General features: G+C 35.6%; 10 protein-coding genes and 1 tRNA gene. 1 reads left to right on the top strand and 10 read right to left on the bottom strand.

Features of this window, described 5'->3' with window-relative positions; translation table 11 throughout:
- From LJE08_RS11025 to LJE08_RS11005, 5 genes are all read right to left on the bottom strand, one after another.
- Positions 1–175: GIY-YIG nuclease family protein (locus LJE08_RS11025; RefSeq protein WP_227403230.1), on the bottom strand; the 175-nt coding region annotated here is incomplete at its 3' end.
- A gap of 39 nt (positions 176–214) precedes the next feature.
- The gene (locus tag LJE08_RS11020) at positions 215–1,072 is read right to left on the bottom strand and encodes a SpaA isopeptide-forming pilin-related protein (protein ID WP_227403229.1); all 858 of its coding nucleotides are present in this window, start codon (positions 1,070–1,072) and stop codon (positions 215–217) included.
- Positions 1,066–1,815 carry a class C sortase gene (locus tag LJE08_RS11015; RefSeq protein WP_217256660.1) on the bottom strand — a complete coding sequence of 250 codons (750 nt, stop codon included), beginning with the start codon at positions 1,813–1,815 and terminating at the stop codon, positions 1,066–1,068. Before LJE08_RS11015 ends, LJE08_RS11020 begins: the two co-directional genes overlap by 7 nt.
- Positions 1,787–3,352: a SpaA isopeptide-forming pilin-related protein gene (locus LJE08_RS11010; RefSeq protein ID WP_227403228.1), complete on the bottom strand. Its 1,566-nt coding sequence runs from the start codon at positions 3,350–3,352 to the stop codon at positions 1,787–1,789. Before LJE08_RS11010 ends, LJE08_RS11015 begins: the two co-directional genes overlap by 29 nt.
- Positions 3,345–5,585: a SpaA isopeptide-forming pilin-related protein gene (locus LJE08_RS11005; RefSeq protein WP_227403227.1), complete on the bottom strand. Its 2,241-nt coding sequence runs from the start codon at positions 5,583–5,585 to the stop codon at positions 3,345–3,347. Before LJE08_RS11005 ends, LJE08_RS11010 begins: the two co-directional genes overlap by 8 nt.
- Positions 5,586–5,774: 189 nt before the next feature.
- On the opposite strand from LJE08_RS11005, the gene LJE08_RS11000 reads away from it, so the two are divergent.
- Positions 5,775–5,850 (top strand) — tRNA-Gln (locus LJE08_RS11000).
- Between the two features lie 359 nt (positions 5,851–6,209).
- On the opposite strand, the gene ftsZ is transcribed toward LJE08_RS11000, so the two are convergent.
- The 5 genes from ftsZ to LJE08_RS10975 all read right to left on the bottom strand — a co-directional run bounded on the left by ftsZ (position 6,210) and on the right by LJE08_RS10975 (position 12,028).
- A complete protein-coding gene (gene ftsZ / locus LJE08_RS10995; protein ID WP_117571723.1) occupies positions 6,210–7,319 on the bottom strand; it encodes a cell division protein FtsZ in 1,110 nt (369 codons plus the stop codon).
- A 20-nt stretch (positions 7,320–7,339) separates the two neighbouring features.
- Positions 7,340–8,599: a hypothetical protein gene (locus LJE08_RS10990; protein ID WP_186999407.1), complete on the bottom strand. Its 1,260-nt coding sequence runs from the start codon at positions 8,597–8,599 to the stop codon at positions 7,340–7,342.
- Between the two features lie 104 nt (positions 8,600–8,703).
- Entirely contained in the window at positions 8,704–9,249 is a 546-nt protein-coding gene (locus LJE08_RS10985) for a hypothetical protein (RefSeq protein WP_217256662.1), read from the bottom strand.
- The gene (locus LJE08_RS10980; protein WP_227403226.1) at positions 9,234–10,556 is read right to left on the bottom strand and encodes a M18 family aminopeptidase; all 1,323 of its coding nucleotides are present in this window, start codon (positions 10,554–10,556) and stop codon (positions 9,234–9,236) included. The genes LJE08_RS10985 and LJE08_RS10980 overlap by 16 nt, the downstream gene beginning before the upstream one ends.
- A 53-nt stretch (positions 10,557–10,609) precedes the next feature.
- Positions 10,610–12,028, bottom strand: a complete 1,419-nt coding sequence (locus tag LJE08_RS10975) for an amino acid permease (protein ID WP_186999410.1) — start codon at positions 12,026–12,028, stop codon at positions 10,610–10,612.
- Between the last annotated feature and the right edge of the window lie 149 nt (positions 12,029–12,177).

The following is a 12,177-nucleotide window of genomic DNA, read 5'->3' as shown; positions in this document are numbered from 1 at the left end:
ACTTCGACTCACAAGCCCTTACATACACAAGCTTACAAGGCCTTCTAGACCGCGTATATTTTGCCCCCTTACCCAAGTTGTGCGTTTCTAATCTTTTATCTACATCCGTTGTATATCCCGTATAATATGTAGAATCCCTACACTCTAAAATATATACATATTGACCTTTTTCCATATGCCCATCATACCACAAGAAAAGAAAGTAGGAAAACTCCTACTTTCTTAACTTCTTATTAATCAAATGTAAAATAATCACAAGTGCAATTAAACCTAAAGTCACATAAATATTACCATGATATTCAATTCCTGTTGGAACATGAATCTTCTTATTCTCAAACAAGAACTCATGATTCTCTACCTTTTTACCATCAATAAAGATTTCATCCTCCTTGACTTCCACAAATAAGACTTGATCCGATTTTTCATACCCATTAGGAGCCTTTGTCTCCTTTAAATACATCGCATCTTCACGCATTAAAATCGATAGAGTACCATTACCTTTAAATGTCTTTAAAGATTCTGTACAATCCTTATCCTTATAGCTTGTAAACTCGATAGAATCCAAGATTTCATCCTTAGAATCCTTATCAATCTTTTTAATAATCAACTTCTCAAACGGACGATGCTTAGGATACAACACCACATCACAATTTAACGTATCCCCATCCCACTCAGGAACACTCACTAACATCGGACTCATTCTTTCATACTCATGAATATTGACAGGATCAATAAAGTACAATCCTTCTTCTACATCTTCAAGAACAGCTTTACCTTCTTCATCCGTGACAAGAGTTTGTCCAACCATGGAATACCCACTTAATTTTGTACAAATTGCTTCCACTTCTTCAGCCAATAACTCCGTATTGAAGTCCACATCTAAATCCTGAAATTCTTGATTCAATACATAAAAGCCATCCACAAGCTTTGCGACTTGAACAACATTAAACTCAACATTCTCCTTCGAGAGTTCATCTACCGAATCCTGCAACTCCACACTAATTGAGTTTGCGTTTATCGGCATAATACATGCGATCATCATTAATATGATCAAACCAATTTTCTTCACCATTTCACCACCATTACACAAATTATTGGAATTAAAATAAAACACAATTCCCTAAAAGAATACGATTTACGCACTTTTTTCTCTTTCTTTTTAGGAAACACTCTTTTGGCCCTTACAACCAACCTTTTCGTATTGATCCCATACGGCGTACAAGTCACTAGACTCAACAAATCCCTATTCTTTTCAATACCTATATCCAAGATAGCTTCCGGTTCTACCACAATAGAATCCACCACCTCATAGACCAATTCTTTTTTACACACATGTATATAGATCAAATCCTTCTTCTTTAACTCATCCAAACGCGTAAAAAGCTTGGCACTAGGAAGACCTCTATGACCTGTTAATATACAATGCGAATTCTTTCCGCCAACAGGAAGACTTGTAAAGTCAAAATGACCAATCCCACGATTTAATACTTCATCACTCGTTCCACGATAAATTGGTAAGTCTACATCGATCACTGGAATCTGGATGGTTGCGATTACATTTGAGGATAAAGTATTCAACATCGTTTCATACTCTTCTTTTTCTTTACCCAAATACAAGTTTTGATTGTAGTTCAACCCAGCATTAAAACTCGACTCCAATATGCCCTCATCCATTTTTTCTTCTTCTAAATAAAAACTTGAAATGACATTCTCTACACTTTGATGAAAGAAGAAATTTAAGATGAGTGGCAATACACAAATCAAGAAACCCAGAAAGAATAGAATCCTATTCTTCCCTTTTCTTCTTACATACATACACCATAATACCAGCACCCGTTAGTACACAGACAATCGTTCCCATAGATCCAGTGACTGGTAATTTAGAACTCGTTTGATTCACTACTTTTAAAGCTACGCTTAAATCATTCGTACTCGCATTTAAATGCGTATTAAAACTTGTTGCCGATAGAGAAACCAATCCCTCTCCATTCGAAGTATAGTTATTGCGATCCGCTACAAATGTAGGCGTAATTTGAATCTCAATAGCTTCCTTTAATAAAGTATATCCGTCCGGTGCCTGGATTTCCTTTAAATAATACGTTCCCTGATCCAAACCTTGAATCACAAACTCACCCTTTTCATTGGATACAATCTCTTCATCTACACTATTTGAAACTACATATCCATTTGTGCTTTTCTTTACCTTTACTAACTCACTCAAATTAGAATCACGATACAACTTAAATGTAGCCCCCTCAAGTTTGACATCCTTCTCATTTGTCTTTAAACCCTTCACCTGATATGTATAGCACACAACACTATCCCAAGGCGTTTGTCCTTTAGAATTCGTTTGCGGATCATTTGAGAAATTTAATCGTACCTTATTTTCAAAACCCTTTTTTGAAATCTTTGTGGCTGACAAATCATTTAAATACGCATCATACGTAAACAAGATTGGATCTCCTTGACTACCAAGTCCTTTAAAATCATTGAATGTAACTTTAAATCCATTTGAAGATTTAGTTACACTATATGTATCAGCTGGAATAATAGTATCCTTGACCTTTACTTGTATACTATCTTCTTTTAAAGATAAACTTGGATCCATTTCATCCTCAAACTCTAAAAAATAAGAAACATATCCACTCATATCCGGCACTTTCGATTCATACTTATACGGAATGTTCTGCATGATCTCAAAATCACCCATATCATTCCAACCTATATTGTTGTCATCTTCATAAATCTTCTTTACAATACTCGGATAATCCGACTTAATTTGAATCGTCGCCTTAGGATTTGCCGTATTGACCATCGTCATAGAACTTGCCGCATGACTATTGGATACATTGGTAATTTCATCAATCAAATAGAAACCATATCCCAACTTATCCAACGTGATATTTCCATTCACATCACAACTCTCTACATTCACAATATGAGCTTCCATAGAAGATATCGCCTTTTGAATCGATTCAATAAAGGTACGATATTCACTTTGACTTCCTTCGTTATCTAAAGACATCATATATTCCACTACATCTTGATCCGATACCGTTTTAGATAACTTACTTGATACAAGCTCCTTGATTTTAGATGCATACACACTATTTAAAGTATAGTGAATCGAAGTATTGTCCTTTGAATTTGTCGCATCAAATAGTTTATATACCTTAAACGACTTACCCTGCATGGATTGATTTTGATTTGCCTGAATCACAATACTCGCATTCCCCTCATTAAAATTTGCCGTCCCATGCACAACTGAAACACTTGTTTCTTTTGCGCTGACTGGACTTGTGACCATTGCCAACATCAATAGTCCTGTATAAATTAAATTTCTTTTATTCATGATTTCTCCTCAACATTAAATAGGCACCTACAACCACACACACCAAACTCATACTAGAACCTGTATGTGGAAGCTTTGTCATTCTTTCATTCACAAACTCCAAGTTCACACTTCCATCCGCATATAAGCCATCTACTTTTTCTTGATCTATATACACATCATATTGTCCTTTAACCGGTATAAAATCCGTTTTTATGCAATACACACGATCTATCTTTTGATAGCCACTTGGCGCCTTTATTTCTTTTAAATAATACGTTTCACCATTCTTTAAATCCGCAAAAGATACAACTCCATCAACCGTACTCTTCTCATCAATTTTTTCTTTACACTCACTATCTTTAAATAATCCAAATACAGCACCATCCAGTAATTGATGCATGTTGTTTTTCTTTACGATCTTCAATTCAAAAGGATTCACCTTATTTGAAAATGTAATGACAGGATCCACTCCAGAAATACTTCCATCACGCAACACTTCAAATTCAATAGACTTAATATCCAGGGCATACCCATCTAGAGTCTTAAACTCGGTTAATGTATGTTTTCCTTTTGTCAGACCCATCCATTCAATTTCACCCTTATCATTCGTCTTTTCTTGTAAAGGAAAAGGTAAGTTTGGCATTATATGCTTAAATATGACATTTGGCAATGGAATTTGCGTACCCTCCTGTACTTTAATCAACTTTAAACGGTTCACTGTATCTTTCACACTGAATGTCTTAAATGCACTAATATGTTCAGACGTACTACTTGTACAATCTAACTTTTGTACATATACTGTGCTATCCAATAAATACCCCTGTGGAGGATCGATTTCCTGAACCGTAATCGTACCTAATGGTAAACATATCTTTCCATTCAGATCCATATAGAAGGCATCACCACTTACTTTATACGAATCTTCCATCAGAATCTTGCCCGTATTATCTGTCTTTAATATCCAGCTGCGTATTGGTAAAACACCTAAACTTGCTGGATCCTTATCATATAGACCTCCATAAAACTTAAATTCATACTTTGCATCTTTTAAGCTGGCCATACCCTGCGCTTTATTTCCTGTTTGGGCATCTTGTTTCACCAAAACTAAATCCACAAGATTGGTTTGTGGAACATCACGCACTTCAATTTCTTGAACCGCTTGATCTTTAACCTTAACAGTATAGATTGTTGTATCTTTTTGATAGCCATGCGGCGCTAGTATTTCATTAATGTAGTAAGTACCAATATCTAAATCTTTAATCTCGTTGGACTTGCCATTTTCATCAATTTTAAATTCACCAATCTTTTCTTTACACCCAGAATCTTTATACAATCCATAAAGAGCTCCAGAAAATGTATAGGATGCATTCGATTGATTGATCTCATTCTTTGAGCTGACCTTTAAAAGCTTTACTGAACCTGTAGGCACATATACACCATATGCCAACTTTTGAATTGGCGTTAACACCCCTTGCCAGTTATAGGCAGACCCAGCTACATCTACTAAATAGGTTGAATAATTTTTAACACTTGGCTTTGCGATGATTTCATTCCATAAACCACCCACTACTTTATTCCAGTGATACCCATCATTACTCGCCTTACTAATACAATTTGAACTATAAGCATTCGACACAAGTTCACTTGTGAGTACAATTGCTCCACTGACGCCATAACGAGATGTTAATATGTCCCCAGGGCCGTTATAGCCATAGTACAAACATTTCTTTAAGTTCTCATTTTCAACCAAATATGGATTGGAAGTCACATCTCCTACTGCAGGAGATGCATTCAATCCCTGCGCACAAAATGCTTCATGCGAATTCGACAATTTCCATATTCCATTCGCAATATAGTAACCAGGCTTTTCTTCATACCGATGATGACTCATACTTACTACACTACTCGCTCTAGATTCCATCACATCTACAGTCGTCTCAAATCCTGCACTATAGCGATCTAAAATCATCAAGCCATTCTTGATCAAATACGCATCCGAATAGTTATCATAAAAGTCTTCACTTAAAAAATAAGTGGAATCACAATAATCTAATAAACCATACTCACCTGCCTTAGCTTTTCGTAATTCAATAAATTCATCCGTATTGATATTTCCCTTTTTATACTCCTCCATCATCTCCATTTCTTTTAAACTCATTCCGTACGTATCCATCGTATTGGCACGAACAATACTTAAAGAAAGAATAAATACTATAAGAATACTCAAACATATATAAATCTTCTTTTTCATTCCTTCACCTCCCATTTATATATTCTTTTCTTCTCACCTATTATTTTGACAACCCAATGTGAAAAAGACATTAATTTCAAGCATTTCCTTACGATACTTCCTATCTTGTCTAAAACGCAAAAAAACAAGCGTTTTACATAAAAAACACTTGTCAAAAAGACACAAATCGTGTATTATAAATAGGCACATTGGGGTATAGCCAAGCGGTAAGGCATCAGACTCTGAATCTGACATTTCCTTGGTTCGAATCCAAGTACCCCAGCCATGCCTATTACAGAGATACAATTCTCTGTTTTTTTTATACTTTTTTTAAATTACAGCCATTATTTTGTCGGTAATGAATGATTAATTAAGCTATATGACTTAATTAACACCGAATTAAGATGTTTGACTTAATTAAAAAAGAGCAAGATTTGATTCGCTCAACAATTATATTAATGAAATAACTAAAATACTAATCGTACTTAATAATGTACCTAATAAATAATACTCTGCAAAATTTTGATTCTTAGATATTTTATCCTATCTCGCTATGGATTTTGCAGTTAATACCATAGCAATTAACGAATATTGATTACTACTAACAAGAAAGAGAGCTTTTACTAAGCTCTCTTTATGTGTCTATTAACGATTGAAGAAGAAGTTAGGAATTTGTTCATCATCACTTGTGTTATTTTCAACACTAGTTACAACACCTGGGTTAACAGGCGCTTGGATTTTCGGTTCTGTGAACAATGTATCATTCGCAACTTGTTTAATTACTGGTTCACTACGTCTTTTACGTTGTTTTTCTTTTGGTTCTTCAAATCCAGTAGCGATAACTGTAACGATGATCGCATCCCCTAATTGTTCGTTGATTGCGATACCGAAAATACAGTCAACATCTCCACCAGCTGCATCTTGAATTACAGCTACAGCGTTTTGTGCATCAAATAAGCTAACTTTGTCGCCACCAGTGATGTTTACGATAGCTGATTTAGCACCAGAGATTTGTGCTTCCAATAATGGTGACTGGATAGCTTTTTCAGCAGCAGAGATAGCTTTGTCTTCTCCTTCTGCCATACCAATACCGATCAATGCACGACCTTGATTTTGCATAACGCTACGAACGTCCGCAAAGTCTAAGTTTACCAATGCTGGAACAGCGATCAAGTCAGAGATTGTTTGAACACCTTGACGTAATACGTTGTCTGCAGCTTGGAATGCTTCTTCGATTGGTTTACGACCAATCACATCTAATAAGTTGTCATTTGAAACGATAATTAATGAGTCAACATATTTTTTTAATTCTTCAATACCATCTTTAGCATTGTTTGCACGACGACGACCTTCAAAAGTGAATGGACGAGTTACAACGGCAACTGTTAAAGCACCTTCTTCTTTAGCAATCTTAGCGATTAATGGAGCTGCACCCGTACCAGTTCCACCACCCATACCAGCAGTGATAAATACCATGTCGCTTCCTTTTACAGATTCGCGGATTTCTCCTTCACTTTCTTCAGCAGCTTTACGTCCATATTCTGGATTTCCACCAGCACCTAAACCTTTAGTTGTTTCCTTTCCTAAAACGATTTTGTTATCGCAAGGAGAGTTTTTCATAACTTGTACATCTGTGTTGCAGATATAGAAATCAACGCCCTTAACACCATCAGCAACCATGCGGTTAACAGCGTTGGATCCACCACCACCAACACCAAATACTTTAATATTTGCTACTTGATTAAATTCAGTCATATAATATTTTCCTCTCTTTTTTATTCTTCATCTGCTAAAATAGCATTCTTTAACTTCTTCGTAAATCCACCTTCACCAGTATGCGCCTTGTGATTAATAGAATCAATGCTCGCTTCTAATTCATTATTGTTTGCACTAATTCTGTCATCATGGTGAATACGGTTGATGTCTTGCCATGCATAAGCCATACCTAAGCCACACACAAATGCACCATCTCTTGCACCAATAGCTTGTTCTTGATAGATCATTGCGCTCGCATTGAACGATTTATCTAAATCCTTCAATACAGGAATGTTACTTCCTTGTCCTGTGATCACATATCTTGATTTTCCTTGGCGAACAATTGGTAAACATGCATCATTGACAGCTGCAATCCATTGACGAATACGAGGTAAACAAGCCTTTGCTAATTCATTGGCCGTAATCTCAACACGCATATCTTCTCTTTGTTCAATATAAACAATCACATCACTGTTTTCATCTTCTTGACCCGAGAAAATATTCTGCAATAATCTGTAACATACATCATCACTTAACTTATATTTTCTTTGGATATCCTCAATGAACCATAAGTATCCATAATCCAAAGTTGTACATGTCATTAAACGACCTGTACTAAATAAAGCTAAAGTAGAGTGATTCTGTTCCAAATCAATTTGGATTGTAACTCTTTCTGTGCTCTGTGCCAAAGCTGCAGTTTCTTGACCAATCGCAAATGAATCTACACATAAATCCAAGATTTCAAGATTTGCCTGTTCCACACAACGAGCATACGAATAGATTGTTTCCTTGTCGGCATATAATAAATCTACATCCATAATGAAATCTTCACATTCCTGATTTAATGGAAGTTTCTGACTCACTTGTCCATTGACTTCATAAGACACCTTATTCGCATTGACAAATTCTACATCTTCATTCAATCGTTTTTGAATGGCGTTTTTAAATCCTTGCTGAATATGGAACAAACGAATATTTTTTGTACCATCTTCAATCTGAACACGCACCTTTTGTGAGCTACGCATTACATTTACACTAGGAACAGCCAATAAGACACGCTCAATTCGATATCCTAAAGCTGCCTGTGCATTCGTTATAGCTTGACGAATGGCTGTAACAATAGCACTTTCATCGACAATCTTTTGATTTTTATCTACACCTGAACAAGCAACTCTTTCTGTTCTTAAAACGTTGTAACGAGCTTCAAATATCTCTAAAACGATAAGACGAATCTCTTGATCAGCAATTTCGATAGCCGCATAAACTCTTTTCTTACTCATTCGACGTCTCCTTTTACATACTACTAATCAATAATACCATATTTGAAACAAAAATAGAAGATTCTCTTTTTAAATTCAATAATGAAAAAAGGGCCGGCACAAGCCTACCCTTCTAATTTTTCAAATGCCTTTTCCTTAAATCTTTTCTTACACAAATAATAATCCACCAATAAAATAATCAATGAAAAATCAACTTGCACAGGAAAGAACATTTTAAATAATATACATAAAATTAAAGATAAAACATCCAAATAGACAAAGTCACGAACTAAATCATACCGCTGAAGCGTTCGATACTTTGTACGTACATTGATCAATGAAAATACAAGTGCTGCACAGCCGACAATGGCATCCACACTAAAATTCACAACATAACTCGAAAACAATACCGCCTTTAAAAAGAACAAAGTCAATGTCACACTCATCACAAGCATCATGTTACAAATCTTTAGCTTTTCATCATCACGAACCACCATTTTTTCGGCATGTTTTTTAAACGTAGAACTCTTAGAAAAATGACGATACAAACGATCCACTTTCTTGTCGAAATTATCTTCCTTTTTTGAATTCACTAGATCAATCATCAATTCCTTTTTCGCATCGATTAAATCCGACTTTTCTATTCTTTGAATGATTACTTCTCTAGACATACAGATTCAGCTTCTTCAATCTGCACATTTGTTTCATAGAATTCCTTCAATGCGACAATCGCATATTCAGTATCCTTAACACCTGCAGTTTCAAAACAAGAATGCATCGCAAGCTGAGCCAAACCAAAGTCTACCGCATGAACACTTACCTGCGTATTGGATAAGTTACCCAAAGTAGAACCACCCACTACATCACTACGATTCGCAAAGCTTTGTACTGGCACATTCACATTCTGACATACACCTGTAAATAAAGCACGACTAAATGCGTCTGTTGTATATTTCTGGTTTGCACTTTCCTTAATGACAATACCACCATTCATTGTGACAAAGTTTACGGCATCTGTCTTTTCTGCATGATTTGGATGTAGAGCATGCGCATTATCACAACTTACTAAGAAAGACTTCGCGATAGCCTGATAATATTCATCCTCCGTTTTTCCTAAACCCGCATTGATACGGTGTAATACATCTTTCAAGAATGTAGACATCGCACCCTGTTTTGTGTTTGAACCCACTTCTTCATTATCGAAGCAACAATATACATTGACACTCTTTTCATTTTCAGCCTCAATAAATGCCTTTAATGAAACGAATGCACATTGTAAGTCATCCAATTTAGGACTTGAAACAAATTCATTTTCCAATCCCCAAACTAAACCTTTTTGACGATTCACTAAGAATAAGTCTTTACCTAAGATATCTTCAGCCTTAACGTCCAACTCATCCGCAACCATTTTGTCAAAAGCGCCCTTCTTAAGAGCTCCACAAGAAAACATAGGGCACAAATCAATTTGACGATTGTATTTATAACCATTATTGATCTCACGGTTGAAGTGAATAGCCACATTTGGAATCATTAAGATATCTTTGTCGATATATAATAATTTTGATTCAATCTTCGAACCATTACGAACAAGTACACGACCCGCAACGGTTAATGGACGATCAAACCAAGTGTTGTCAATCATACCACCATAAGCTTCAACGTCTAAACGCAAATATTCATTTGGACCGGCAAGCTCAGGCACATTTTTAACTTTGTATGTCGGTGAATCCGAGTGACTTGCACACATTTGGAAATGATAAGAATCCAAATCATTACCAACCTTAAACGCAATTAAACTGGAGTGGTTACGAATTGCATAATATTTTCCACCCGCTTTAACATCCCAAGCTTTAGACTCAGGAAGATACGTGAATCCAGCCTCATCTAAATATGTACGAATCGTTTTGATGGAATGAAACATACTAGGACTTGATTCAATAAATTGAATTAATTCATTTGAAATTTCGATTGTATTCATGATTAAACATCTCCTCGACTATAATTATCCACAAATAAGAAGAAAAGGCAAAATTAATTTTTTGCCTCTTTTTTCTTGATTGCTGGTAAAATCAATCCTAAAGCTGTTAATACAACTGGAGTGATAATATTTAAGACTGTAGTATACATATCCCCTGGTTTATACATACCAAGTAAGCAGCAAGCACCCGTTAATATAAAGCACCAAGCACCAAATACGATTGCGACTGTGTTGTTGTTCACAAATTTATAGTCACGGTGGAAAATATCTGTTTTCTTACGCAACATCACATAAGCAAAGAATACCCACAAGTAACGCATTGGCATTGTTACTGAGTTTAACTGAGTCAACTGACGAAGTACTGTATCTGCATTTGGAACTAAAGCCTGAGCCAAGATAATTGCACCGGCAAGAATATCGACCATGATGATACCATTTGAATATGCACCTGCATCATTCTTGTGCAATAACTTAGTTGGGATAAATTGACGAGCATCTTCGTTATCTAATAACATTCGCAAAGGCGCATCAATACTAATGACTAATGTAGAGAATTGTCCAATACAGTTACAAGCTGCATAAACAATCATCAATACATTACCCATACCATAGTATTCACCTAATCTTTGGAATGCCCAATATGAACCATTCGCATTGTATGAGTCAAAGTTAGCATCGATTACAGCTGGATCAAACATCATACCCATTGCGATTGTACCAAAGATAGCACAAACGATAACCATGATAGCCGCAAAAATCATACTCTTAGGGAAGCCTCTAGAAGGATCTTCAACTTTATTTACATAAGGTGAAATCTTTTCACATCCACCAACCGCAAATACTAAGATTGATAATGAACTGAAATATTTCCAGTCAAAAGTTGGAATCAAGTTTTTGAAACTAAAATCCATAGCTAAATATCCACCATTTGGATTGATAGCTGGAGCCGCAAACATCATTACGATATAAAGAATACTCATAACGAACATACTAGACCCAGCAATTGTAGCCATTTTCTTTAATGGGTTTAAACCACGACTTGCGACATAACTAAATAGTAATAAAACAGCTAAAGTCGCAAACTGAATAGCTTTTGTGTTAAAAGATGCATAAGTTTCTGAGTTTTGGAAAATCATCCAGCTTAATGCTTTCAAACCACCAGAACCCTTAGAAGCAATGTACGTAATGTGACATGCCCAATAAGTCCAACCCGCATAGTATGCAGCTTTAGGACCTGTTGTTTCGTGAATCCAAGAACTTACACCTCCACCTGAATTTTTGAATGCAGAACCAAGTTCACCTACCATTAATGCATAAGGAACAAAATACAACGCAAACATCAAAATCCAAGAAAAGATGACTTGAATTCCGTTGAAGTACATAAATCCGTTTAAAACATTTCCAAAACCCCATAGAGTTGAAAAACACATAAACGAAAGTGTGTACCACTTCATTTTTTGTGAATCATTCATTTTACTCTCTCCTCTTTCACTCATAAGTAATTCTACCCAACCCAAATGACATTTGTCAACTCGAAAACCAAATTCACAATTTTTTGTATACCAGAAAAATTAGATAATAAAAATCAAGCCTAATTCATAAAATTTTGTGTCTTTCCATG

Source organism: Holdemanella sp. DFI.5.55, assembly GCF_020593575.1.
GTDB lineage: Bacteria > Bacillota_I > Bacilli_A > Erysipelotrichales > Erysipelotrichaceae > Holdemanella > Holdemanella hominis.
The sequence above is the reverse complement of the archived record's forward strand: the minus strand, read 5'-3'. Positions and strand labels throughout refer to the sequence as shown.

Excerpts from the sequence above, each read along its gene's own strand:
- LJE08_RS11020 (WP_227403229.1), bottom strand. The coding sequence starts at position 1,072 with ATGGTGAAGAAAATTGGTTTGATCATATTAATGATGATCGCATGTATT.
- LJE08_RS10980 (WP_227403226.1), bottom strand. The coding sequence starts at position 10,556 with ATGAATACAATCGAAATTTCAAATGAATTAATTCAATTTATTGAATCA.
- LJE08_RS11015 (WP_217256660.1), bottom strand. The coding sequence starts at position 1,815 with ATGTATGTAAGAAGAAAAGGGAAGAATAGGATTCTATTCTTTCTGGGT.
- LJE08_RS10990 (WP_186999407.1), bottom strand. The coding sequence starts at position 8,599 with ATGAGTAAGAAAAGAGTTTATGCGGCTATCGAAATTGCTGATCAAGAG.
- LJE08_RS11005 (WP_227403227.1), bottom strand. The coding sequence starts at position 5,585 with ATGAAAAAGAAGATTTATATATGTTTGAGTATTCTTATAGTATTTATT.
- LJE08_RS10975 (WP_186999410.1), bottom strand. The coding sequence starts at position 12,028 with ATGAATGATTCACAAAAAATGAAGTGGTACACACTTTCGTTTATGTGT.
- LJE08_RS11010 (WP_227403228.1), bottom strand. The coding sequence starts at position 3,352 with ATGAATAAAAGAAATTTAATTTATACAGGACTATTGATGTTGGCAATG.
- ftsZ (WP_117571723.1), bottom strand. The coding sequence starts at position 7,319 with ATGACTGAATTTAATCAAGTAGCAAATATTAAAGTATTTGGTGTTGGT.
- LJE08_RS10985 (WP_217256662.1), bottom strand. The coding sequence starts at position 9,249 with ATGTCTAGAGAAGTAATCATTCAAAGAATAGAAAAGTCGGATTTAATC.